Source organism: Sphingomonas sp., assembly GCF_017304635.1.
Classification (GTDB): domain Bacteria; phylum Pseudomonadota; class Alphaproteobacteria; order Sphingomonadales; family Sphingomonadaceae; genus Sphingomonas.
The window spans coordinates 270,781-294,647 of record NZ_JAFKMA010000001.1 but is presented as its reverse complement, the minus strand read 5'-3'; the positions used below and the strand labels follow the sequence as shown (position 1 = coordinate 294,647).

The window sequence follows — 23,867 nt, the reverse complement described above, 5'->3', positions numbered from 1 at the left end:
TCCCCTAAAGTGCGCTTCGGCCCTGCAGCAGGCGGATCACGATCACGACGAGCGCGACCACCAGCAGAATGTGGATCAGGCTACCCACGTGCAGCACGGTGAACCCAAGCAGCCAGAGGATCAGAATGATGACGACGATCGTCCACAACATGGCTTTTCCCTTCCCTTTTGTAGCAGCGATCGGCCCATGGCCAAAAAAAGTTACGCTACAGGAACGGAAAGACGCGCAGACGCCTTCAGGGTTCCCAATTTGTCGTATAGCTTATCGACGCCATGCCGATAACGCTGAGCGGTTTGGATAGGATGTAGACGATCGGCCTAACGTATCGGCAGCTTACCTATCGATGCCGACGCCTATCCAGAGCAACCCGCTTGACGTTGCGCGACCCACCGCCTAGTGCCCCGCCTTCGCTTCGCGCGGCCCCTTCGTCTAGCGGTTAGGACGCGGCCCTCTCACGGCTGAAACACGGGTTCGATTCCCGTAGGGGTCACCATTCGCGGTAACTGACGAAACTGTGCCGTTCTGAACGGTGCGGGCACCGTCGCCTACCGCTCACGGACCTCGGGCGCAGATCTGCTCGTCGTCTTGCTCATACAGGTTCCACCTTCTCAGAAGTTGGACCTCCGGCAAACTCGGCGCGGTCACAGTGGTATCCTCGGCCGTCATTAGCGCGCAGGCGCATCGCGGACTGCATGATGACGCAAAACCTGCACTCAAGCGCATCTTCCGTGAGCAGGCGACATTTAAGGACGCGCTGAGGATGAGATCGAGCTCTTTCGCGACTTCAGACTATACTGGTACCGTACGATTTTTTTCAATTACAGTCGTGAACCCCTAAGGTAATGTCGACGTCCGCAGGACCGAAAACAAGCCCGAGCTTTGGACAGCGAATTTCTGGAACAACCATTTCAACAGCTACATTGAGCGAATGCGCGTGTCTCTCGTAGTTCACGAGGATTCGCTTCGTCACCGGATACGACCGCGCGTCGATCCCCGAAGAATTCGCCGACGTCCTCCGCTGCGAAAGGCCGGTTAGGCCGCAGACCCTGCTGGCGATGGCAGCGTAATTCGTGGAACGCTAGACCGCGACGCGCTCCGGTTCGGCCGGTGCCAGCGGCAGGTTGAGATAGGCCGGATCGAACTCGGCTTCGGCGGCAGGTTCGTCCCAGTCGAGGATCGTCGCTTCCTGCCGCCCGACCACGACCAGCCCATCGTCGCGCAGCCCCTTTAGCGAGCGGTTGACGTGCACCGACGTCAGCCCGAGCGCGTCGGCGATCTGCTCCTGTGTCAGCGGCATCGGAAGCTGACCCGCCGTGATCGGCTCGGACCGCGCATATCGCCACGCCAGCTCGCAGATCAGGTGCGCCAGCCGCGCGCGGGCCGACTTGCGCCCGACATTGACCAGCCACTGCCCGACGATCGCGGTGTCGATCACCGATTCACGCCACAGCGCCGTCCCGATATTGGGATGGTGATCGATCAGCTCGGCGATGTCGGTATGCGCGATCTGGAACAGCGTGACCTCGGTCAGCGCGACCATCGGCGCCGGCGCGTCGGGCAGCATGAAGGACGGCAGGTCCGCCATGTCGCCGCGGATGAACAGCGCCAACAGCTGTCGCCGTCCGTCATGCGTCTGCGAAAAGCGCGCGACGACGCCGTCCGCGACCAGGCAGGAATGATCGAGCCGCTCGCCGAGGTGGACGATCTCGCGGTGCGCATCGACCTGACAGGGCACGACGGGCAGCGCGTGGATCGCCGCGACGTCCGCGTCCGACAGCACCGAGCGCAGCCGGATCTTGTCGGTAAATTCGCAAAGCGGCTCGGCCGCCGAGGCAAAGGCCATGACGATATCTCCCGGACCCGCGCGCCATCGATGAGCCGGAAAAGCGTGGCGATATCTATAACCTATGTTGACGCAGCGCCATATACTGGCCCCGCCGTGCCCGCGCTGCGTCCAGCCTTCCGACGCGGCGTCACACCATCGCGCGGCGGCGGGCGTAGAGGAAATAGACCAGCAGGCCGATGCCGTTCCAGACGAAGAACGAGACCTGAGTCACCGTCTGGAGGCTGGTAAAGAGGTAGAGACACCCCAGGATCGCGATCGGCGCGACGATAAAAGCCAGCGGCGTGCGGAACGGGCGGCGGGCACCGGGATCGCGGCGGCGCGAGACCAGCACGCACGCCGCCACAGCGACGAACGCGCACAGCGTTCCGGCATTGGCCAGGCTGGCGATCACGTCGAGCGGCACCAGCGCCGCAAGCACCGCCACCAGCACGGCGGTCATCGCCGTGATCCGCACCGGCGTGCCACGCGGCGACAGCCTCGCCAAAGCGGGCGGCAGGAAGCCGTCGCGCGCCATCACCAGGAAGATCCGGCTCTGCCCATAAAGGAACCCGAGGATCACGGTCGGCAGCGCGATGGCCGCCGCCGCCGCGACGATCGTCGCCACCTTGCCCTGCCCGATCTCGCGCAGAATCAGCGCCAGCGGCTCCGGACTGTTGGCGAAACGGGTATAGCTCAGCGCGCCGACCGCGGCGACCGCGACGATCATGTAGATCGCGGTGCAGGCCAGCATCGATCCGACGATGCCAATCGCCAGGTCGCGCTCGGGCCGCTTGGCTTCCTCCGCCGCGGTCGAGATCGCGTCGAAGCCGTAGAAGGCGAAGAAGATGATCGCCGCCGCGCCCATCATTCCGTACTTCACCCCGCCCTCGCCGGGCGTGCTGCCGTAACCCAGCGGCGCGAACGGATGCAAGTGGCTCGCGTCGAAATGCGGCAGCGCGACCGCGACGAACAGCGCCAGCGTCACGATCTTCAGCACGACCAGCGCCGTGTTGATCCGCGCGCTTTCCCGCGTGCCGAGCATCAGCAGCCCGGCGACGACCGCGATGATGATGATCGCCGGCACGTTGATCCCCGGCGTGGTCAGGTGCAGCGTCCCCTCGCTCAGGCTCCCGGCCAGTCCCGGCCCATGCGTCATCCAGTCGGGCAGCACGATGTCGAGCCCCTTGAGGAACCCGACCGCATAGCCCGACCAGCCGACCGCGACGGTTGCGACCACCAGCGAATATTCGAGGATCAGCGACCAGCCGACCACCCAGGCGATCACCTCCCCCAACGTTGCATAGCTGTAGGTGTAGGCGCTGCCCGAGGCCGGGATCATCGTCGCCATTTCGGCATAGCACAAAGCCGCCGCCGCGCAGATCGCCCCCGCCACCACGAAGCTCAGCAACACCGCCGGCCCGGCGCGGTCGGCACCCACTCCGATCAGCGTCAGGATGCCCGTCCCGACGATCGCCCCGACGCCGAGCGCGACCAGGTGCGGCCATGACAGCGTCCGCGCAAGCTGCTGCTCGGGCGGTTGTTCGACGATGATCTTGCGACGAAAAAGTCCCGACATGCATACCCCTGCCCGTCATGCTGGGCTTGTCCCGGCATCCACCGTTGTTCTAGCGCAACGCACAGCGGATGTGCCTTACGGTGGACCCCGGCACAAGGCCGGGGTGACGGCCGCGGATTTTGGAGAGAATGATGGACGCCACCCTCGACTTCGCGCTCGGCGAGACCGCCGACATGATCCGCGAGACCACGCAGCGCTTCGCGACCGACCGGATCGCACCGCTCGCCGCGAAGATCGACCACGAGGACTGGTTCCCGACCGAATTGTGGCCACAGATGGGTGAGCTCGGACTGCACGGCATCACCGTCGAGGAGGAATATGGCGGGCTCGGGCTCGGCTATCTCGAGCATGTCATCGCGTGCGAGGAAGTGTCGCGCGCGAGTGCCTCGATCGGCCTTAGCTACGGCGCCCATTCCAATCTCTGCGTCAACCAGATCCGCCGCTGGGCGAGCCCCGAGCAGAAGGCGAAGTACCTCCCCAAGCTGATCTCCGGCGAGCATGTCGGGAGCCTGGCGATGTCGGAGGCCAATGCCGGCTCCGACGTCGTGTCGATGAAGCTGCGCGCCGAGCACAAGGGCGACCGCTATGTGCTCAACGGGACGAAGTTCTGGATCACCAACGCGGCCTACGCCGATACCTTGGTGGTTTACGCCAAGACCGGCGAGGGCTCGCGCGGGATCACCACCTTCCTGATCGAGAAGGGCATGCCGGGTTTCTCGATCGGGCAGAAGATCGACAAGATGGGCATGCGTGGCAGCCCGACCGCCGAGCTGGTGTTCGACGATTGCGAAGTGCCCGAGGAGAATTTGATGGGTCCGCTGAACGGCGGGGTCGGCGTGCTGATGTCGGGGCTCGATTACGAGCGCACCGTGCTCGCCGGCATCCAGCTCGGCATCATGCAGGCGTGCCTTGATGTGGTCGTGCCGTATCTGCGTGAGCGCAAGCAGTTCGGCAAGGCGATCGGGTCGTTCCAGCTGATGCAGGCCAAGGTCGCCGACATGTACGTCGCGCTCAACTCGGCACGCGCCTACGTCTACGCGGTCGCGCGGGCGTGCGACGCGGGCAAGACGACGCGGTTCGACGCGGCCGGCGCGATCCTGCTGGCGAGCGAGAATGCGTTCAAGGTCGCGGGCGAAGCGGTCCAGGCGCTGGGCGGTGCCGGCTATACCAAGGACTGGCCGGTGGAGCGTTTCCTGCGCGACGCCAAGCTGCTCGATATCGGGGCGGGGACGAACGAGATCCGGCGGATGCTGATCGGCCGGGAATTGATCGGAGCGGCGTAAATCCCTCTCCCATCGGGAGAGGGAGGGAGGCGCGCAGCGCCGGAAGAGTGAGGACTGGGTCGAAAGCGTTTCGACTTGTCCCTCACCCCTCGCCGCTGCGTGGTTCGACCCTCTCCCGGCGGGAGAGGGTGTTTTCAGCTCACCAGACGTGCACGCGGTCTTTCGGCGCCAGGTAGCGCTTGTCGCCCGGCTTGACCGCGAACGCGTCGTACCACGCGTCGAGGTTGCGCACCGTCTCGATCCGCCAGGGTGCCGGCGCATGGACGTCGGTCGCGATCCGCGCGCGCAGCGAACGCTCGCGCATCTTCGTCCGCCAGCTCTGCGCGAAGGCCAGGAAGAAGCGCTGGTCGCCGGTCAAGCCGTCGATCACCGGCGCCGACTTGCCGCCGAGCGAGGCGTGATACGCTTCGTACGACGCGGTCAGCCCGGCGGTGTCGGCGATGTTCTCGCCCAGTTCCTGCTCGCCGTTGAGGTGCAGCCCGGGCAGCGCCTCGTACGCGTTATACTGCGCGACCAGCGCCTTGCCCGATGCCTCGAACCGCGCGAGGTCGGTCGGCGTCCACCAATTGTTGAGCTTGCCGGTCGCGTCGAAATCGCTGCCCAGATTGTCGAAGCTGTGGCTGATCTCGTGGCCGATCACCGCGCCGATCGCGCCGTAATTCGCCGCCGCGTCGAACCGCGGATCGAAATACGGCGTGTTGAGGATCGCCGCCGGGAAGTTGAGCGCGTTCTGCAACGGCAGGTTGACCGCGTTCACAGTCTGCGGCGTCATCCACCATTCGCCGCGATCGGGCTTCTGGCCGAGCTTGTTGATGGCGTAGCGATAGCTTGAGCGCCGCGCGCCCTCCAGATTGCCGACCGGATCGTCGGCGCGAACGGCGAAGAACGGCCGCACCGGCCAGCGGTCGGGATAGCCGACGCCGACAATCAGTACCGACAGCTTCTTGCGTGCTTCCGCCTTGGTCGCCGGGTTCATCCAGTCGAGTGCGACGATGCGGCGGTCGAACGCGGCGACGATGTTTTTGACCATCGCCTGGATCGCCGCCTTCGACGAGGCGGGGAAATATTTCGCGGCGTAGATCTTGCCGACCTCGTAACCGAGCGCGCCGCCGACCGCGGCGATCGAGCGCCGCTCGCGCGGTTGCTGCGCCTGCACGCCGCTCAGTTCCTTGCCGTTGAACTCGAACGAGGCGTCGTCGAACGCCTTGGGCAGGACCGAGGTCAGGCCGTTGAGCTTGTGGAACGCCATCCAGTCGCGCCACGATCCGATCGGCTCGCTGGCGACCAGCGCCGACAATTTCGTGGTGGTTTCCGGGTTCCAGACGATGAAATCCTGCTGGCGCGGCAGTTCCGCGGCGGTCCAGAACGCGGCCCAGTCGATCCCCGGCGCCTTGGTCGCGAAGTCCGCGCGCTTCCACGGATTGTCGCCCTTGTGCGCGTCCTGCGCGGTCACGATGTCGGTCTGTGCCGCGGCGATCTTCGTTTCCAGCGCGAAGACGCGGTTCGCGCGCGCCTGCGGATCGCTCATCCCCGCCAGCGTGAACAGACCCACCAGATACGCCTTATAGGCGTCGCGGATCTGCGCCATCTCCTTCCTGTCGGACAGGTAATAGTCGCGATCGGGCAGCCCCAGCCCGCCCTGCATCAAATACGGCACGTTGACCGTCGGGCGGTTGAGATCCTGGCTGACGAACAGCCCGAACAGGTCGTTAGTCGACGCGTAATTGTTGTTGTTGAACGGATCGGTGTCGGCCAGCATCGCCCCGCCGATCGCCGCCGACAGCTGGCTGCGAGTCGAGATCGCGGCGATCTTCGCCAGCATCGGCTGCACCGGCACGAGGCCCCGCGCGTCGATCGCGGCGGTGTTCTGATAGGCCGCATAGTAATCGGCGATCCGTTGCAGGTCGCTGCCGGGCTTGGCGCGCGCGGCGCCCGCATTCCTGATGATGTCGGCGTTGCGCGCCTCGGCGACCTTCGAAACGTCGAGCCCGACCCCGACCGACGAGCGATCGGCGGGGATTTCCGCCGTCTTCAGCCACGTGCCGTTGGCATATTGGTTGAAATCGTCGCCGGGCCTGGCGGCGCGGTCAATGAGCGTCTGGTCGACGCCCGACATGGTGCCGCCGACGCTTTGCGCGATCGCCGGCGCCTGCCAGACCGCGACGCCTCCGGCGGTGGTGGCGAGCAGCATGGCGGCAAGGATGGAACGCTTCATCGGTGACCTCTTCCTATCGGTGTATGACCGATTGGCTACACCAACGTGCCGATCGGTACCAGCGCTTCCCTTGGCCGCACCGCGGGGCTAGGCAGGCGGGCATGAGCGCTCCCGTCCTCGACACCAAGCTGTCATCCGACAGCGAGCAGTTCCGCGCCAATGTCGCGCACAATCAGGCACTTGCCGCGCGGCTGCGGACAGACGTCGCGACGGCGGCGCTGGGCGGGAACGCGAAGTCGCGCGAGCGCCATACCGCGCGCGGCAAGCTGCTCCCGCGCGACCGGGTCGAGCGGTTGCTCGATCCCGGCTCGCCGTTCCTGGAGATCGGGCAGCTCGCTGCCTGCGACCTCTATGACGGCGAAGTGCCGGGCGCGGGCATCATCGCCGGGATCGGCCGTGTGTCGGGGCGGCAGGTGATGATCGCCTGCAACGACGCCACGGTGAAGGGCGGCACCTATTACCCGATGACGGTCAAGAAGCACCTGCGCGCGCAGGAGATAGCCGAACAGAACCGGCTGCCGTGCATCTACCTGGTCGATTCGGGCGGCGCCAACCTGCCGCATCAGGCGGAGGTATTCCCCGACCGCGACCATTTCGGGCGCATCTTCTTCAACCAGGCCAACATGTCGGCGAAGGGCATCCCGCAGATCGCCTGCGTCATGGGCAGCTGCACCGCGGGCGGCGCGTACGTCCCGGCGATGAGCGACGAGAGCGTGATCGTCCGCAACCAGGGCACGATCTTCCTCGCCGGCCCGCCGCTAGTCCAGGCCGCGACCGGCGAGGTGATCTCGGCCGAGGATCTGGGCGGCGGCGACCTGCACGCACGCAAGTCGGGCGTGGTCGATCATCTGGCCGAGAATGACGAACATGCGCTGACCATCGTCCGCGACATCGTCTCGATGCTACCGCAGCAGACCGGCGCCGACGTCAATCTGCGCGAGGCACGCCCACCGAAGTTCGCCGCCGACGATCTCTACGGCATCATCCCGCAGGATGTCCGTGCGCCCTACGACGTGCACGAGATCATCGCGCGGCTGGTCGACGGGTCGGAGTTCCAGGAGTTCAAGGCGCTCTACGGCAGTTCGCTGGTCTGCGGTTTTGCGCACATCTGGGGCATGCCGGTCGCGATCCTGGCCAATAACGGCGTGCTGTTCAGCGAAAGCGCGGTCAAGGGCGCACACTTCATCGAACTCGCGCAGCAACGCCGTATCCCGCTCCTCTTCCTCCAGAACATCTCCGGCTTCATGGTCGGCGGCAAATACGAAGCGGAGGGGATCGCCAAGCACGGCGCCAAGCTCGTCACTGCGGTCGCGACGGCGACCGTGCCCAAGATCACCGTGCTGATCGGCGGCAGCTTCGGCGCGGGCAATTACGGCATGGCGGGTCGCGCCTATAGCCCCCGCTTCCTGTTCACTTGGCCCAACAGCCGGATCAGCGTGATGGGCGGCGAGCAGGCCGCATCAGTGCTGGCGACGGTCCACCGCGACGCGGCGACGTGGACGCCGGAGCAGACCGAAGCGTTCAAGCAACCAATCCGCGACGATTACGAAGCGCAAGGCTCGCCCTGGCACGCGACCGCGCGGCTGTGGGACGACGGCATCATCGACCCCGCGCAGACTCGCGACGTGCTCGGCCTCGCCCTCGCCGCCACGCTCAACGCACCCATCCCGGAGCGCCAGAGCTTCGGCGTGTTCCGGATGTGATGGAGACCATGATGATGCTGCCCTTCCTGCTCGCCCTCGCCCAGACCACGCCGGTCGCGCCGCTGCCCTTCCTGCTCGCGCTCGCCCAGACCACGCCGGTCGCGCCGCTGCCCCGGGCCACCCCTCTCCCCCCGCCGACCAGCGAAGAGGGACAGGTGATGGCGCCGGTCACGGCGATCCTGAAGGCGCTGGAGACCAATAACGGCGGCGCCGTGCTGGCTGCGACCCGACCGGAAGGGGTCGTCGCGGTCGCGCTCGAGGCGCCCGATGGCCGCCGCGGCGTCCGCCACCTGAGCTGGTCCGATTTCGCGAGCCGGCTCAAGCCCGACGGCAACCGCTACGAGGAGCGCCTGTTCGACCCCGCGATCGAGATCGACGGCGACGTCGCGTTCGTCTGGGCGCGCTACACCGTGATGAAGAACGGCGCGCCGGAACATTGCGGCTATGACCTGTTCGACCTGGTGCGGGAGGGTGGCGCGTGGAAGGTCCTCAACGTGACGTGGTCGCAACGGACGACCGGGTGCCAGGGATGAGGCGATGAGCGACGGGAAGGACTGGATCGATGCGTGGCTCGACGCGGTGGCCGACGGATCAGCGACGATGAGCCAGCGGCTGGAAAGCTCGATCGCACGGCACGGCGGCATCGACGCTGCCGTCGCCGCCGCCCGCTACCGCGGCGTCCATCTCACCCGCCTGACCGACGACAAGGGCAAGGTCCTGATCGCCGCCAGCCAGCATCCGATCGTATCCTTGTGTTGAGACGCCCAGACGAGACCGCCGCATGATCCATTCGCTCCTCATCGCCAATCGCGGCGAGATCGCCTGCCGCATCATCCGCACCGCCCGCGCGATGGGCATCCGCACCGTCGCGGTCTATTCGGATGCCGACGCGAACGCGCTGCACGTCCGCCAGGCCGACGAGGCGGTGCATATCGGCCCCTCCCCGGCGCTCGAATCCTATCTGGTCGGCGACAAGATCATCGCCGCGGCCAAGGCGACGGTGGCCGAGGCGATCCATCCCGGCTATGGCTTCCTGAGCGAGAATGCAGACTTCGCGCAGGCGGTGAAGGATGCGGAGCTGATCTGGGTCGGCCCCAACCCCGCCAGCATCCGCGCGATGGGCCTGAAGGACGCCGCCAAGGAACGGATGATCGCCGCCGGCGTGCCGGTGACGCCGGGCTATCTCGGCGAGGACCAGCGGCCCGATCACCTGAAGGCGGAAGCCGACAAGATCGGCTACCCGGTGCTCATCAAGGCGGTCGCGGGCGGCGGCGGCAAGGGCATGCGGCGCGTCGATGCGGGCGAGGAGTTCCGCGACGCGCTCGCTTCGTGCCAGCGCGAGGCGGCGGCGAGCTTCGGCGACGACCGCGTGCTGATCGAGAAATACATCCTGAGCCCGCGCCATATCGAGGTGCAGGTGTTCGGCGACACCCACGGCAACGTCGTCCACCTGTTCGAGCGCGACTGCTCACTGCAACGCCGCCACCAGAAGGTGATAGAGGAAGCCCCCGCCCCCGGCATGGACGAGGGGACGCGCGCCGCTGTCTGCCAGGCCGCGGTCAACGCCGCGCGCGCGGTCGACTATGTCGGTGCGGGCACGATCGAGTTCATCGCCGACGCGAGCGAGGGCCTGCGCGCCGACCGCATCTGGTTCATGGAGATGAACACCCGCCTCCAGGTCGAGCATCCGGTGACCGAGGAGATCACCGGGCAGGACCTCGTCGAGTGGCAACTGCGGGTGGCATCGGGCGAGCCCCTGCCCAAGCGGCAGGACGAGCTGAGCATCCACGGCTGGGCAATGGAAGCGCGGCTGTATGCGGAAAATCCCGAAAACGGCTTCCTCCCTTCGGTGGGGAGACTCGATCGCTTCAAACTCACCAACCGCATCCGTCCGACGCGCTGGCGCGACGAGGTGCGCGGCATCGAGCACGAGAACGACTATCCCGGCACCGGCCGCATCGAAACCGGTGTCCAGCAGGACGATACGGTTTCACCCTTCTATGACCCGATGATCGCCAAGATCATTTGCCATGCACCTGACCGCCGCTCGGCTGCGCTCGGTTTGGCCCGCTTGGTCGCCGATGCGCAGATTTGGCCGTTACGTACCAACGCGACCTTCTTGCACGCGCTTCTCGTCGATCCCGACTTCACAGCAGGCCGCGTTTATACCGGTTTCATTGAACAACACGCTGAAGATGTCGTGTTCGAAATGAATCCGCCACAATGGTTGCTCGACCTCGTTGCGGAAATTCTGGTCGGCAAGGCACGTGGTGGGCTCAGCGGGTTTCGCTTGAATGCCGCACCACAAATGCGCGTTCACTTGCAAGATCGCTCAATGCACTATGACGGCTTCCTCGGTAACCGCGCGACCTTCGATCAGCGCGCTTACCCGGTGATCGATCGTGATGGAGATGCGATCTTGGCCACCATGCAAGGAGCGACGTGGCGTTTCGAACCCGTGGCTGTGCGTGGAGGTGTCACTGGCGCGGCCGGCGATGGTGCGATCCTGGCGCCGATGCCGGGGCGGGTGACGGTGGTCGAGGTTGCGGCAGGCGATGCGGTGACCAAGGGACAGAAACTGCTGACGCTCGAGGCGATGAAGATGGAGCACGGCCTGGTCGCGCCGTTCGACGGGACGGTCGCGGAACTCAACGCCGAAGCCGGCGCGCAGGTGCAGGTCGACGCGCTGCTCGCGCGGATCGAGAAGGCAGAGTGACCTATCCGCTCCACAGCCGTCACCCCGGCCTCGTGCCGGGGTCCACCGTGCCATGAGCAATGAGGCGCGTGGATGGGTGGATGCCGGGACGAGCCCGGCATGACGGATTTGGAGAGGCAGTGTGACTCCCCTCACCTATCGCGACGCCACCAGCAGCGACCTCCCAACCATCGTCGCGATGCTCGCCGAGGACCAGATCGGCGGGCGCGCCGACGATCCACGCGAACCGCTCGCCTCGCCTTACGTCGCCGCGTTCGACGCGATCCACGCCGATCCCGCCCACCGCCTGATCGTCGTTGAAACCAACGGCGCAATCCTCGGCACGATGCAGCTCACCCTCCTCCCCGGCCTGCTCAACCACGGCGCATGGCGCGGCCAGATCGAGGCGGTGCGCGTCGCCGCCGCGCATCGCAGCGGCGGGATCGGCGAGCAGATGATCGACTGGGCGGTCGACTGGTTCCGCGCGCACAGTTGCTTCGTGGCGCAGCTGACCTCGAACAACGATCGCGTCGCGGCGCATCGCTTCTACCAACGGCTCGGCTGGGCGAAGAGCCATGCCGGGTTCAAGCTCTATCTGGAGACCGCCTGATGCCGGGCAAGCATTTCGACGAATGGACGATCGGCGAGACGATCGAGCATCCGCTGCGCCGCACGGTGACGGAGACCGACAATCTGCTGTGGTCGACCATGACTCACAATCCGCAACCGCTCCATCTCGACGCCGAGGCGGCCGCGGCCTCCGAGTTCGGCCGCATCCTCGTCAACGGCACCTTCACGTTCAGCCTGATGGTCGGCATCACCGTTGCCGAAACGACGATGGGCACGCTCGTCGCGAACCTGGGCTACGACAAACTGGTGATGCCGAAGCCGGTGTTCATCGGCGACACCTTGCGCGCAACGAGCGAGGTCACTGACCTGCGCGAGAGCAAGTCGCGGCCGAATGCCGGGCTGGTCACGTGGCGCCACCGCATGCTCAACCAGCGCGACGAAGTGGTGTGCGAGTGCCTGCGGACGGCGTTGTTGATGCGGAAAGGCGCATGAGCGAACCGCTGCTCGAACTCGCGTTCGAAGCGGCGGTCGTCGAGTGGCGCGGGCCACCGCCGTATCTGTTCGCGACGATCCCCGAGGCGCAGATCGGCGACGTCAAATGGGCAGCGCGGGAGGCCAGTTACGGCTGGGGGTGCGTGCCGGTCACCGCCCGGATCGGCGGAGTCGATTTCACCACGTCGCTGTTTCCGCGCGACGGCGGCTATCTGCTGCCGATCAAGGTCGCCGTCCGGCGGCAACTCGATATCGCGCTCGGCGATACGGTGCGGGTCGCGATGACGATCGCACGCCGCTAGACGGTAAAGCTCTCCCCGCACCCGCACGCGCCCTTGGCGTTGGGATTCTCGAACACGAAGCCGGCGGCGAAGTCATCCTCGACCCAGTCCATCGTCGATCCGACCAGATACAGCACCGACGCGCCATCGACGAAGAAGGTGCCGCCCGGCGTCTCGATCCGCTCGTCCATCGGGTTGGCGGCGGTCACGTAATCGACCGAATAAGCGAGGCCGGAACAGCCGCGGCGCGGGGTCGACAGTTTGACGCCGATCGCGTCGGCCGGCGCCTTCGCCATCAATTCCGCCACGCGCGCCTCGGCGCGATCGGTCAGCTTCACGGCAGCGGGACGTTGTCGCAGCGTGGTCGCCATCACAACATTCCCAATTCGAGCTTCGCCTCGTCGGACATCTTCTGCGGATCCCAGGGCGGGTCCCACACCAGATTGACGTCGGCGATCGCGATGCCGGGGACGCTGCCGACACGAAGCTCGACCTCGGCCGGCATCGATTCCGCGACCGGGCAGTGCGGCGTGGTCAGCGTCATCGTCACCATCGCATGCGCGTCGTCGGTCACCGTTACGTCGTAGATCAGCCCGAGATCGTAGATGTTGACCGGGATTTCGGGATCGTAGATTTCCTTCAGCGCGTCGATCACCGCTTCGTACAGCGCCCCGCCCGGCTCGCCGCCCGCCAGCGGTTCCGGCTTCTGCGCCAGGAAACCGGCGAGATAGTCACGCTTGCGCTCGAACGTCTCGGTCGCCGTTTCCTCTACCCGCGCCTTGGGCGGCGGCGCCACCGACGCGACTTCCTCGATCGCGATCTTCCTCACATCGTTCATCCGAAGATCCTCGTAACCCGTTCAATTCCCTGTGCGAGCGCCTCGACATCGGCGACGCTCGAATAGACACCGAAGCTCGCCCGCGCGGTCGCCGGCACGCTGAGCGCGTCCATCAGCGGCTGCGCGCAGTGATGCCCGGCGCGGATCGCCACCGCACCTTCGTCCAAGATGGTGGCGACGTCGTGCGGATGCACCCCCTCCACCGCGAAACTGACGATCCCGGCGGCGTCGGCCGGCCCGAACAGCCGCACCGAGTTGATCGCGCCGAGCCGCTCGCGCGTCGCGGCGACCAAAGCCGTCTCGTGCGCGTGGATGCGGTCGAGCCCGATCCCCTCGACATAATCGATCGCCGCCGCCAGCCCGACCGCGCCGACGATATGCGGCGTGCCCGCCTCGAACCGGCCCGGCGGCGGGGCGTAAGTCGTGCGCGCGAAGCTGACGCGGTCGATCATCGACCCGCCGCCCTGATACGGCGGCATCGCGTCGAGCAGGTCGGCGCGGCCCCACAGCACGCCGATCCCGGTCGGGCCGTAGAGCTTGTGCCCGGAAAAGACGTAGAAATCGCAACCGAGCGCGGCGACGTCGACCGCCATCCGCGGCACCGCCTGACACCCGTCGAGCAGAATCTTCGCGCCGGCCGCGTGCGCGATCTCGACCGCGCGCCGGGCATCGAGCACCGAGCCGAGCACGTTCGACACGTGCGCCAGCGCGACCAGCTTGTGCTGCGGCCCGATCATCGCCGCCATCGCGTCGAGATCGACCCGGCCGTCGTCGGTCAGCGGCACGACGTCGATCGCGGCACCGATGCGCTCGGCGACCAGCTGCCACGGCACGATGTTCGAATGATGCTCGAGCGTGGACAGCAAGATGCGGTCGCCTGCCTTCAGTTGCGTGCCCGCCCAGCTCTGCGCGACGAGGTTGATGCCCTCGGTCGCGCCGCGCACGAACACACATTCCTCGGGCTGCGCACCGATGAAGCCCGCCACGCGCCGCCGCGCCGCCTCGTAGGCGAGGGTCATGTCGGCGGAGCGCTGGTACACGCCGCGATGGACGGTCGCGTAATCCTCGCCATAGGCCCGCGCGATCGCGTCGAGCACGGGCTGCGGCTTCTGCGAGGTCGCGGCGGTGTCGAGATAGTGCCAGCCCGCCGGGATCGCCGGAAAGTCGGCAAGGACGTCGAGGCGGCGGGTGGATGCCAAGACACTCATATTCCGTCACCCTGAACTTGTTTCAGGGTCCATTTCTCCACCAGCGACGGCGTCGTGTGTGATTCGATGGATGCTGAAACAAGTTCAGCATGACGGAAGGTGATTGGCCTTCCGTGCATTACAGCACTCGCTCCAACGCCGCCTGCGCTGCCGCCTCAACCCGCGCACGCTCGTCCGCGTCGGCGATGCCGTCGAAAACGCTGCCGACGAACGCCTTGAGCAGCAGCACCTTCGCCTCGGCCGGCGCGATCCCGCGGCTTTGCAGGTAGAATAGCGCATTGTCGTCGAGCTCGCCGACCGTTGCGCCGTGCGCGCACTTCACGTCGTCGGCGAAGATCTCCAGCTCCGGCTTGGCGTTGGCGGTCGCGGTGCGCGTCAGCAGCATCGCCTTGACCGACTGGCTGGCGTCGGTCTTCTGCGCGCCTCGCGCGACCGCGACCTTGCCGAGATAGCTGCCGGTCGCCTTGCCGCCCAGCACCGACCGGACGACCTGGTTCGACGTCGCGTTCGGCTCGACATGGTTGAGCCGAGTCACGATCTCCAGCGTCTGTTCGCCCCCGCCGATGATCGCCGCGCCGAGCTCGAAATGCGCGCCCTCGCGGGCCGTCACGTCGATCGTCACGCGACCGAGCTTGCCGCCGGTGTTGAGGACATGGAACGTCGCCTGCGCGCCGGCCTCCAGCTCGACGCTGAAATCGCGCACGACCGCCGCATCGTCGCCGGCATCCTGCACGATCACGCGCGCGATCGCCTCGCCGGCCGCCACGCGGATCGTCTCGACCGGCGGCGTCGGCCATGCGGTCGCCAGCGCGTCGAGGTCGCTGTAGCGCCACGCCTCGTCGCGCCGCGTCGGCAAGGTGGCGAGCGCCAGCGTCACGCCGCCACCGACCCGTATCCCTCGCGCTCGAGCTGCAACGCGAGTTCCGGCCCGCCCGAGCGCGTGATCCGCCCGGCCTCCAGCACATGGACGAAATCGGGCTGCACGTAATCGAGCAGCCTTTGGTAATGCGTGATGAGCACCACCGCCTTGTCCGGCCCGCGCATGATCCGGTTGATGCCGTCGCCGACCACGCGCAACGCGTCGATGTCGAGCCCACTGTCGGTCTCGTCGAGGATCGCGAGGCGCGGCGCGACGATGCCCATCTGCACCATCTCGTTGCGCTTCTTCTCGCCGCCGGAAAAACCGACATTGACCGGCCGCTTCAGCATCTCCGCATCCATGCCGAGCGCCGCCGCCTGCGCGCGGGCGAGCTTCAGGAAGTCGCCACCTGACAGCGGCGCCTCGCCGCGTCCCCGCCGCTGGCTATTCAGCGCCTCGCGCAAGAACTGGACGTTCGACACGCCGGGAATCTCGACCGGATACTGAAAACCGAGAAACAGACCGGCGGCGGCGCGCTCGTGCGGCTCCATGTCGAGCAGGTCGGCCCCGTCGAAGGTCACCGATCCGTCGGTCACCGCATATCCCGGCCGCCCGCCGAGCACGTATCCGAGCGTCGACTTACCCGCACCGTTCGGCCCCATGATCGCATGCACCTCGCCCGCCTTCGCGGAGAGGTCGAGGCCCTTGAGGATCGGCTTGCCGTCGATTTCGGCGTGGAGGTTGTTAATTTGGAGCATCAGTCAACTAACTCACAATTTAGCTGAACATAGCTGATCGGGGACATTGCCTCATCGTCCAGCGGTTCAGAGTGATGAGTGACGGCGACAACGCGAAGTTGAAGATCTTTTTGTGTGCCGTCGTCGACGATCACGTACTCTCCAACTCTCGGGATATTCGCAAAAGAATAGTGATTCGCTACCAACGGCTCTCCAGCATTATCGTAGGCCTGAACAAAAATACGGATCATCAACCAAGGCCTTCCGCTCGACAAGTTTTCAATAAATTCAATATCATCACGACCCCCGCCCCGCGCAGCGCGTCAGATATTGCGAGCGGAAGTAGCTCACCATGTCCTGTTCCATCTGATCGAGCCGGCGCTGGTCGTCGAGCGCGTGCTGGCGGTCGTCGAGCGTTTCACCGAGCAGCGATAGCGCCGCTTCCGTGTCGGGCGTGCGTTCGCCGGCGTGCAGCTTGCGGCGGCGGTCGGCGATGTCAAGCCGCGCGACCGCGATGGCGCGCTGTTCCTTATAAGCGTCGATCAGGAACCGGCTGTGCCGCGCGACCGATTCGCTGACCGTTTCCGCGACGACCTTGCGGTCGCATTTCTCGACCGCCTTGGCATAGGCGTCGAAATCGGTCTGACCCTGATCGGGCAACGCCGCGCTGGCGAGGGCGAGGGCGAGGGCGAGGGCGAGGGCGGCGATCATCCGACGCTCCCTTCAAGCGAAATGCCGAGCAGTTTCTGCGCCTCGACCGCGAATTCCATCGGCAATTGCTGCAGCACCTCGCGCGCGAAACCATTGACGATCAGCGCAACCGCCGCCTCCTGATCGAGCCCGCGCTGCATCGCGTAGAACAACTGATCGTCGCTGATCTTCGACGTGGTCGCCTCATGCTCGATCTGCGCGCTCGGGTTGCGCACCTCGATATACGGCACGGTGCGCGCGCCGCACTGGTCGCCGAGCAGCAGGCTGTCGCATTGGGTGAAGTTGCGTACGCCTTCCGCGGTCGGCGCGACGCGGACCAGCCCGCGATAGGTGTTGTCGGAATGGCCGGCGCTGATCCCTTTCGACACGATGGTCGAACGAGTGTTCCTGCCGAGGTGGATCATCTTGGTCCCGGTATCGGCCTGCTGGCGATTGTTGGTCACCGCGACCGAATAGAATTCGCCGACCGAGCCATCGCCCGCCAGCACGCAGCTCGGATATTTCCAGGTGATCGCGCTGCCGGTCTCGACCTGGGTCCACGACACCTTGCTGTTCTTGCCCTGGCACAAAGCGCGCTTGGTGACGAAATTGTAGATGCCGCCGACGCCGTGCTCGTCGCCCGGATACCAGTTCTGGACGGTCGAATATTTGATCTCGGCATCGTCGAGCGCGACCAGCTCGACGACGGCGGCGTGGAGCTGGTTCTCGTCGCGCATCGGCGCGGTGCAGCCCTCCAGGTACGACACGTACGCGCCCTTGTCGGCGACGATCAGCGTGCGTTCGAACTGGCCGGTATTCTCGGCATTGATGCGGAAATAGGTGCTGAGCTCCATCGGGCAGCGCACGCCCTCGGGCACATAGACGAAGGTGCCGTCGCTGAAGACCGCGCTGTTGAGCGTCGCGAAGTAATTGTCGTGCTGCGGCACGACCTTGCCGAGCCACTTCTTCACCAGCTCGGGATATTCGCGGATCGCCTCGCTGATCGACAGGAAGATGACACCGGCCGACTTCAGTTCCTCGCGAAACGTGGTGGCCACCGACACGCTGTCGAACACCGCATCGACCGCGACCTTGCGCGCGCCCTCGACCCCCGCCAGCACTTCCTGCTCAGCGATCGGGATGCCGAGCTTCTCGTACGTCCGCCGAATCTCGGGATCGAGCTCATCGAGGCTCGCGATCGTCTTCTTCGCCTTCGGCTCCGCGTAGTAATACGCGTCCTGATAATCGATCGGCGGGATGTTCAGCTTGGCCCAGTCGGGCGACGCCATCGTCAGCCAGCGGCGATATGCCTTCAACCGCCAGTCGAGCATCCATTCGGGCTCGTTCTTCTTGGCGCTGATGTAGCGGACGGTATCTTCGCTCAGCCCCTTGGGCGCGAAGTCCTGCTCGATGTCGGTCGCGAAGCCCCATTCGTACTTCTTGGCGACGGCGGCGTACGCCTCGGCATTCTTGGTGGCCATCACGCGATCTCCGCCATGCGCACCGGGGAGGCCAGACTGGCGAGGCTCACCCCGGCCAGCGCGCCGCGGACCGCGCCATTGACGACATTCCAGTGCGGTTTCACGCGGCAATTCTCCTCGACGCAGCAATCGTGCGCGCCATGATCGACACAGGCCGTCATCGCGATCGGCCCCTCGATCGCCTCGACGATCTCGGCAAGGCTGATCGCGGCCGGGGGACGCGACAGGCGGAAACCCCCACCCGACCCGCGCTGGCTTTCGATCAGACCGGCGGCGGACAGCCGGCTGACCAGCTTCTGCACCGTCGGCAGCGGCAGCGCCGTCTCCTCCGCCAGCGCGGTCGCGTTCAGCCGGCCGGCCCCGCCGCAATGGCGCGCGGCGGCGGACATCATCACGACCGCATAGTCGGCGAGGCTGGACAGGCGCATTCCGGTTAGCCCTAGGCGCAACAGCGAAAAAGGGCTGTTGCGAACGGTTCTCAAATCGGATCAATTCGATCCGATTGCCAAATGGTCGCGCGGACCGCTCGCGTCAACCCGGCAAACGAAAAGCGGCCCGGTCCCCCCAGGAAGACCGGGCCGTTAAGTCGAGAGCTCCCGGTGAAGGGAGCTCCTCGGGTCGCGAGCATAACCTAGCGAGTCGCGCCGGCGGCGGATTGGACGAATCCGACGTCGGGAACGAGTTTGCGGTTGGCGGCGGCGCGCGGCGATGCCATGCGCGCGCCATGGCCTTTCCGCTGCGCCCGTTGCTGTTCGCGATCGATGCCGAGCGCGCCCATGGCCTGACGATCGACATGCTGGCGGCATGGGGAGCGGTGGGAACGCCGGTCGCCGCGACGCCGCCCGCGATGCCGGTGACGGTCGCGGGACTGAACTTTCCCAATCCGCTCGGGCTCGCCGCCGGGGCCGACAAGGACGGGCGCGCGATCGCGGGCTTCTTCGGGCTCGGGTTCGGCGCGGTCGAGATCGGGACGCTGACCCCGTTGCCACAGCCGGGCAATCCGCGTCCGCGGCTGTTCCGGCTGGTCGAGGATCGCGCGGTCATCAACCGGATGGGGTTCAACAATGGCGGGCTCGCCGCCGCCTTACCGCGCGCCAAGGCGGCCAGGCGGCGCGGGCTGCTCGGCATCAACGTCGGCGCCAACAAGGACGCGACCGACCGCATCGCCGATTACGAGGCGGGCGTCGCCGCTGCCGCGCCGGTCGCCGATTACGTCACCATCAACATCAGCTCGCCCAACACGCCGGGCCTGCGCGACCTGCAACACGGGCCGGCGCTGACCGACCTGCTGACGCGCGCGGCTGCGGCACGAGGGACCACGCCGCTGTTCCTGAAGGTCGCACCCGACCAGGAGCCGGCGCAGATCGACGAGATTGCGCGCGCCGCGCTCGCCGCTGGGATCGACGCGTTGATCGTCGGTAATACCACGGTCGGCCGCCCCGCGCTTCGATCGGCGAACGCGGCCGAGCAAGGCGGCCTGTCGGGCGCCCCCCTCGCTGCCCTCGCCACCCAACGGCTGCGCGACTTCCGCGCGGCGACCGGCGGCGCGCTGCCTCTGGTCGCGGCGGGCGGCATCGCCAGCGGGGCGGAGGCCTATGCCCGCATCCGCGCGGGCGCGAGCCTGTGCCAGCTCTACACAGCGTTGGTCTACGAAGGGCCCGGCCTGCCGGTCCGCGTCCTGCGCGATCTCGCCACCCTGCTCGCGCGAGACGGTTTCGCGAGCATCGCCGACGCGGTGGGCACTGCGTAACGGGTTGCCACGCGCGCCCTCGTCGTTAGGGTTCGCGGCATGAAGAGATCGCTCGCCGCCGCCCTGCTGCTCCTGCCGATCGCGGCGTCGATCCCGACGACCGCCCCGGCGCGCCAGCGCACCCGGCCCGCCGTCGCCGCGACCCTACGCACGCCTGCGCAGGGCATGGTCAGCGCCGCCGATCCGCGCGCGGTCGCGGCGGGGGTCGAGATCCTCAACGCCGGCGGCAGCGCGACCGACGCGGCGATCGCGACGATGCTGGCGCTCAACGTGGTTGAGCCGCAAAGCTCGGGCATGGGCGGCGGCACCTTCTACGTCCGTCACGACGCCGCGACCGGCAAGGTCGCGACGATCGACGGGCGCGAGGCGGCGCCGGCCGCCGCCGACGACAAATGGTTCTACGATGCCGGCGGCAACCCGCTGTCGCACGAAGCGGCGGTGCCCGGCGGGCGCAGCGTCGGCGTGCCGGGCCAACTCCGCGTGATGGCGATGGCGCATGCGCAATCGGGCAAGCTACCCTGGGCGCGGCTGTTCCAGCCGGCGATCCGGCTGGCGCGGCAGGGCTTCGCCGCCTCGCCCCGGCTGGTCAACGGATTGACCCAGTTCGCACGGCACATCGATGCCGACACGCGCGCGATCTTCATGGACGCGAACGGCAACCCGCCCGCGGCCGGCACGGTCATCCGAAACCCGGCCCAGGCCGACCTGTTCGACCGGGTCGCGCGGACGGGCCCCGATGCCGTCTACCGCGGCGAGACCGCCGGCCGGATCGTCGCCACGGTGAACTCCGCGCAGCGTAACCCGTCGAAGATGACGCTGACCGACATCGCCAGCTACCGCGCCAAGCCGCGTCCGCCGCTGTGCGGGACGTACCGCGTCTATCGCATCTGCGGAATGGGGCCGCCGTCGTCGGGCGGGTTCACCGTGCTGATGATCCTGAAGCAGCTCGAACGGTTCGACATGGCGAAGCTGGGCAAGGATTCGCCGGTCGCCTGGCACCTGTTCTCGCAAAGCTCGCGCCTCGCCTACGCCGATCGCGACATGTATCTGGGCGATTCCGATTACGTGCAGGTGCCGCTCGCCGGCCTGCTCGACCGCAGCTACATCGTGTCGCGCTCGGCGTTGATCTCGCCCGACCGGTCGATCGACAAGCCGGTCGCGGGTAAGCCCCCCGGCGCCCCGCCACGCATCCGCGCGACGCCACGCGAAACACCGGGCACCACCGACCTCGTCGTCACCGACAAGGCCGGCAACGTCGTCGAGGTGACCACGACCGTCGAGGGGCCGTTCGGCTCCGGTCTGTCGGTCGACGGCATCGTCCTGAACAACGAGCTGACCGACTTCGACATCGTGCCGGAAAAGAACGGCTACCTCGTCGCCAACCGCGTGCAGGGCGGCAAGCGCCCGCGCAGTTCGATGGCGCCGACGATCGTCTACGGCCCCGACGGCAAGGTCCGGCTGGCGATCGGCGCGGCGGGCGGCTCGACGATCATCGCACAGGTGGCGAAGGCGATCGTCGGCGTGATCGACTGGAAGCTGAGCGCGCAGGACGCGATCGGGCTCGGCCTGATCTTCGCGCCCGGCGAGACCGCGATGGCCGAGGCCGGCACCGAACGTGAGGCGATGGTGCCGGCGTTGCGCGCACTGGGCGAGAAGATCGTGGTCGCCCCGCTCGGCCTGAAGGCCAATGCGATCGAGCGCGTCGGCAATCGCTGGGTCGGCGCTGCCGATCCGCGCAGCGAGGGCGTCGCGATGAGCCAGGACGGCCGCACTACGGTCATCAAGCGGTTCGAGGCGAAGGGCTTTCGCCCGCCCGAATAACCAGCGCAAAAGGGGGATGGCGCAGCCGAATGCGGCGCGTCGCGAAGGAGGAGCCGGATGCGGCAGATCGAGAAGTTTCCCAACCTGGTCGCGATGTTCTTCGCGCGCGCGACCGCCGCCGGCGACCGTCCGTTCCTGGGGCACAAGGTCGGCGACGAATGGGTGTCGCTGAGCTGGGTCGACGTGGCGCAACAGGTCGCGAGCCTGGCCGCCGGGCTCCGCGCGATCGGCCTGCAACCGGGCGACCGCGTGATGCTGGTCAGCGAGAACCGGCCCGAATGGTGCATCAGCGACCTGGCGATCATGGCCGCCGGCTGCGTGACGGTGCCGACCTACATCACCAATACCGAGCGCGACCACACCCACATCATCGAGAATTCGGGCGCGCGCGCGATCATTGTGTCGAACGCGAAGCTGGCCCGCCCCCTCCTCCCCGCCGCGATCCGTGCGAGCGAGGCGAAGATCGTGATCGGCATCGACGACATGCGGATCGGCCAGAGCGCGCTGGAATATCATAGCTGGCGCCAGCTGATCGCCGACCACCCGACCGATCCGTCCGACGTCGTGTCGACCGCGACGCGCGACGATCTCGCGTGCATCATCTACACCAGCGGCACTGGCGGCGCGCCGCGTGGCGTGCAGCAGCATCACGGCGCGATCCTGCACAATGTCGAGGCGTGCTGCACGCTGATCGCCGAGGATTTCGGCTGGGACGACGAAATCTTCCTGTCGTTCCTCCCCCTTTCCCACGCCTACGAACATACCGGCGGCCAGCATTTCCCGATCGGGCTCGGCGCGCAGATCTTCTACGCCGAGGGGCTGGAGAAACTGGCGAGCAACATCGAGGAAGTGCGCCCGACGATCATGGTCGTGGTGCCGCGCCTGTTCGAGGTTCTGCGCACGCGGATCGTCAAGTCGGTCGAGAAGCAGGGCGGCCTGTCCAACTACCTGCTCAACCGCGCGGTCGCGATCGGCGGCAAGAAGGCGGCGGGCGGCGTGCCGCTCTACGACCAGCCGATGAACCTGATCGTCAGCGCGCTGCTGAAGCCCAAGATCGCCAAGCGCTTCGGCGGACGGATCAAGGCGATGGTGTCGGGGGGCGCCCCACTCAACCCGGAGATCGGCATCTTCTTCCAGTCGCTCGGGCTGACCTTCCTGCAAGGCTATGGCCAGACCGAGGCGGCGCCGGTGATCTCGTGCAACCGCCCGCGCGCAGGCCTCAAGATGGATACGGTCGGTCCGCCGCTCGACGAGGTCGAGGTGCGGATCGCCGACGACGGCGAGATCCTGGTGCGCGGCGAACTCGTCATGCACGGCTATTGGCGCAACCCCGAAGAGACCGCTCGCGTGCTGAAGGACGGCTGGCTCCACACCGGCGATATCGGCGAGATCGACGATCGCGGGCGGATCAAGATCACCGACCGCAAGAAGGACCTCATCATCAACGACAAGGGCGACAACGTCTCGCCCCAGAAGGTCGAGGGGATGCTGACGCTACAGCCCGAGATCGGGCAGGCGATGATCGCGGGCGACCGCCGGCCCTACATGGTCGCGGTGCTGGTGCCCGATCCCGAATGGACCCAGGAATGGTGCGCGCGGACGGGGGCGGCGTGCAGCGCGACGGCGCTGATCGACGACCTCGACTATCGCGCGGCGCTGATGGCGGCGGTCGAGCGGGTGAACAAGGACCTGTCGGTGATCGAACGCGTCCGCCGCTTCATCCTGGCGGATGAGCCGTTCACGATCGAGAATCAACAGATGACACCGAGCCTGAAAATCCGTCGGCACGTGCTGAAGGACGTGTACGGGGCAAGGTTGGACGCGTTGTACAAGAGCTAACTA

At 66.8% G+C, this 23,867-nt stretch carries 24 protein-coding genes and 1 tRNA gene; 12 read left to right on the top strand and 13 right to left on the bottom strand.

Translation table 11 applies throughout. From position 1 onward, the window contains the following. Window positions 1–4 precede the first annotated feature (4 nt). Window positions 5–151, bottom strand: a complete 147-nt coding sequence (locus J0I47_RS01410) for a lmo0937 family membrane protein (RefSeq protein WP_294044656.1) — start codon at window positions 149–151, stop codon at window positions 5–7. A gap of 268 nt (window positions 152–419) precedes the next feature. Between J0I47_RS01410 and J0I47_RS01405 the strand changes: the two genes are divergently transcribed. Further along, window positions 420–494: transfer RNA gene (locus tag J0I47_RS01405), tRNA-Glu, on the top strand. A gap of 585 nt (window positions 495–1,079) precedes the next feature. On the opposite strand, the gene J0I47_RS01400 is transcribed toward J0I47_RS01405, so the two are convergent. Continuing rightward, window positions 1,080–1,844: a Crp/Fnr family transcriptional regulator gene (locus J0I47_RS01400; RefSeq protein ID WP_294044655.1), complete on the bottom strand. Its 765-nt coding sequence runs from the start codon at window positions 1,842–1,844 to the stop codon at window positions 1,080–1,082. Window positions 1,845–1,974: 130 nt separating this feature from the next. Next, window positions 1,975–3,402 (bottom strand): amino acid permease, encoded by a 1,428-nt coding sequence (locus J0I47_RS01395; protein WP_294044654.1) that lies wholly within the window; start codon window positions 3,400–3,402, stop codon window positions 1,975–1,977. Between the two features lie 131 nt (window positions 3,403–3,533). Here J0I47_RS01395 and J0I47_RS01390 point away from each other — a divergent pair, with 131 nt between their 5' ends. After that, the gene (locus tag J0I47_RS01390) at window positions 3,534–4,685 is read left to right on the top strand and encodes an isovaleryl-CoA dehydrogenase (protein WP_294044653.1); all 1,152 of its coding nucleotides are present in this window, start codon (window positions 3,534–3,536) and stop codon (window positions 4,683–4,685) included. A gap of 139 nt (window positions 4,686–4,824) precedes the next feature. Here J0I47_RS01390 and J0I47_RS01385 read toward each other — a convergent pair whose 3' ends face one another. Next, a complete protein-coding gene (locus tag J0I47_RS01385; RefSeq protein ID WP_294044652.1) occupies window positions 4,825–6,900 on the bottom strand; it encodes a M13 family metallopeptidase in 2,076 nt (691 codons plus the stop codon). Window positions 6,901–7,001: 101 nt separating this feature from the next. Here J0I47_RS01385 and J0I47_RS01380 point away from each other — a divergent pair, with 101 nt between their 5' ends. The 7 genes from J0I47_RS01380 (at window position 7,002) to J0I47_RS01350 (ending at window position 12,662) form a co-directional block, all read left to right on the top strand. Then, a complete protein-coding gene (locus tag J0I47_RS01380; protein ID WP_294044651.1) occupies window positions 7,002–8,603 on the top strand; it encodes a carboxyl transferase domain-containing protein in 1,602 nt (533 codons plus the stop codon). Further along, window positions 8,603–9,136 (top strand): hypothetical protein, encoded by a 534-nt coding sequence (locus J0I47_RS01375; RefSeq protein WP_294044650.1) that lies wholly within the window; start codon window positions 8,603–8,605, stop codon window positions 9,134–9,136. Before J0I47_RS01380 ends, J0I47_RS01375 begins: the two co-directional genes overlap by 1 nt. A 4-nt stretch (window positions 9,137–9,140) precedes the next feature. Then, the gene (locus J0I47_RS01370) at window positions 9,141–9,362 is read left to right on the top strand and encodes a hypothetical protein (protein WP_294044649.1); all 222 of its coding nucleotides are present in this window, start codon (window positions 9,141–9,143) and stop codon (window positions 9,360–9,362) included. 22 nt (window positions 9,363–9,384) lie between these two features. Next, window positions 9,385–11,319 (top strand): acetyl/propionyl/methylcrotonyl-CoA carboxylase subunit alpha, encoded by a 1,935-nt coding sequence (locus tag J0I47_RS01365; RefSeq protein ID WP_294044648.1) that lies wholly within the window; start codon window positions 9,385–9,387, stop codon window positions 11,317–11,319. A 121-nt stretch (window positions 11,320–11,440) separates the two neighbouring features. Then, on the top strand, window positions 11,441–11,908 hold the full coding sequence (locus J0I47_RS01360) for a GNAT family N-acetyltransferase (protein WP_294044647.1): 468 nt from the start codon (window positions 11,441–11,443) through the stop codon (window positions 11,906–11,908). Beyond that, window positions 11,908–12,360, top strand: a complete 453-nt coding sequence (locus J0I47_RS01355; RefSeq protein ID WP_294044646.1) for a MaoC family dehydratase — start codon at window positions 11,908–11,910, stop codon at window positions 12,358–12,360. Before J0I47_RS01360 ends, J0I47_RS01355 begins: the two co-directional genes overlap by 1 nt. After that, window positions 12,357–12,662: a DUF1905 domain-containing protein gene (locus J0I47_RS01350; RefSeq protein ID WP_294044645.1), complete on the top strand. Its 306-nt coding sequence runs from the start codon at window positions 12,357–12,359 to the stop codon at window positions 12,660–12,662. Before J0I47_RS01355 ends, J0I47_RS01350 begins: the two co-directional genes overlap by 4 nt. Here the strand turns inward: J0I47_RS01350 and J0I47_RS01345 are convergent. From J0I47_RS01345 to J0I47_RS01305, 9 genes are all read right to left on the bottom strand, one after another. Next, window positions 12,659–13,012 (bottom strand): iron-sulfur cluster assembly accessory protein, encoded by a 354-nt coding sequence (locus tag J0I47_RS01345; protein ID WP_294044644.1) that lies wholly within the window; start codon window positions 13,010–13,012, stop codon window positions 12,659–12,661. The two genes, J0I47_RS01350 and J0I47_RS01345, sit on opposite strands and share 4 nt — an antisense overlap. Further along, a complete protein-coding gene (locus tag J0I47_RS01340; protein WP_294044643.1) occupies window positions 13,012–13,479 on the bottom strand; it encodes an SUF system Fe-S cluster assembly protein in 468 nt (155 codons plus the stop codon). The genes J0I47_RS01345 and J0I47_RS01340 overlap by 1 nt, the downstream gene beginning before the upstream one ends. Next, on the bottom strand, window positions 13,476–14,687 hold the full coding sequence (locus J0I47_RS01335) for a cysteine desulfurase (RefSeq protein WP_294044642.1): 1,212 nt from the start codon (window positions 14,685–14,687) through the stop codon (window positions 13,476–13,478). The genes J0I47_RS01340 and J0I47_RS01335 overlap by 4 nt, the downstream gene beginning before the upstream one ends. Before the next feature lie 118 nt (window positions 14,688–14,805). Beyond that, window positions 14,806–15,558: a SufD family Fe-S cluster assembly protein gene (locus tag J0I47_RS01330; RefSeq protein WP_294045831.1), complete on the bottom strand. Its 753-nt coding sequence runs from the start codon at window positions 15,556–15,558 to the stop codon at window positions 14,806–14,808. A 2-nt stretch (window positions 15,559–15,560) separates the two neighbouring features. Beyond that, window positions 15,561–16,304 carry a Fe-S cluster assembly ATPase SufC gene (gene sufC, locus J0I47_RS01325; RefSeq protein ID WP_294044641.1) on the bottom strand — a complete coding sequence of 248 codons (744 nt, stop codon included), beginning with the start codon at window positions 16,302–16,304 and terminating at the stop codon, window positions 15,561–15,563. Continuing rightward, on the bottom strand, window positions 16,304–16,534 hold the full coding sequence (locus J0I47_RS01320; protein WP_294044640.1) for a hypothetical protein: 231 nt from the start codon (window positions 16,532–16,534) through the stop codon (window positions 16,304–16,306). The genes sufC and J0I47_RS01320 overlap by 1 nt, the downstream gene beginning before the upstream one ends. A 46-nt stretch (window positions 16,535–16,580) precedes the next feature. Beyond that, window positions 16,581–16,994: a hypothetical protein gene (locus tag J0I47_RS01315; RefSeq protein ID WP_294044639.1), complete on the bottom strand. Its 414-nt coding sequence runs from the start codon at window positions 16,992–16,994 to the stop codon at window positions 16,581–16,583. Further along, window positions 16,991–18,454 carry a Fe-S cluster assembly protein SufB gene (gene sufB, locus J0I47_RS01310; protein ID WP_294044638.1) on the bottom strand — a complete coding sequence of 488 codons (1,464 nt, stop codon included), beginning with the start codon at window positions 18,452–18,454 and terminating at the stop codon, window positions 16,991–16,993. The genes J0I47_RS01315 and sufB overlap by 4 nt, the downstream gene beginning before the upstream one ends. Continuing rightward, on the bottom strand, window positions 18,454–18,882 hold the full coding sequence (locus J0I47_RS01305) for an SUF system Fe-S cluster assembly regulator (RefSeq protein WP_294044637.1): 429 nt from the start codon (window positions 18,880–18,882) through the stop codon (window positions 18,454–18,456). The genes sufB and J0I47_RS01305 overlap by 1 nt, the downstream gene beginning before the upstream one ends. Before the next feature lie 296 nt (window positions 18,883–19,178). On the opposite strand from J0I47_RS01305, the gene J0I47_RS01300 reads away from it, so the two are divergent. From J0I47_RS01300 to J0I47_RS01290, 3 genes are read left to right on the top strand one after another with little or no spacing between them, the layout of a single operon-like run. Continuing rightward, window positions 19,179–20,204 (top strand): quinone-dependent dihydroorotate dehydrogenase, encoded by a 1,026-nt coding sequence (locus J0I47_RS01300; RefSeq protein WP_294044636.1) that lies wholly within the window; start codon window positions 19,179–19,181, stop codon window positions 20,202–20,204. A 39-nt stretch (window positions 20,205–20,243) separates the two neighbouring features. Continuing rightward, window positions 20,244–22,025 carry a gamma-glutamyltransferase gene (gene ggt, locus J0I47_RS01295; protein ID WP_294044635.1) on the top strand — a complete coding sequence of 594 codons (1,782 nt, stop codon included), beginning with the start codon at window positions 20,244–20,246 and terminating at the stop codon, window positions 22,023–22,025. A 57-nt stretch (window positions 22,026–22,082) separates the two neighbouring features. Continuing rightward, window positions 22,083–23,864 carry a long-chain fatty acid--CoA ligase gene (locus J0I47_RS01290; protein ID WP_294044634.1) on the top strand — a complete coding sequence of 594 codons (1,782 nt, stop codon included), beginning with the start codon at window positions 22,083–22,085 and terminating at the stop codon, window positions 23,862–23,864. The last annotated feature ends 3 nt before the right edge of the window (window positions 23,865–23,867 follow it).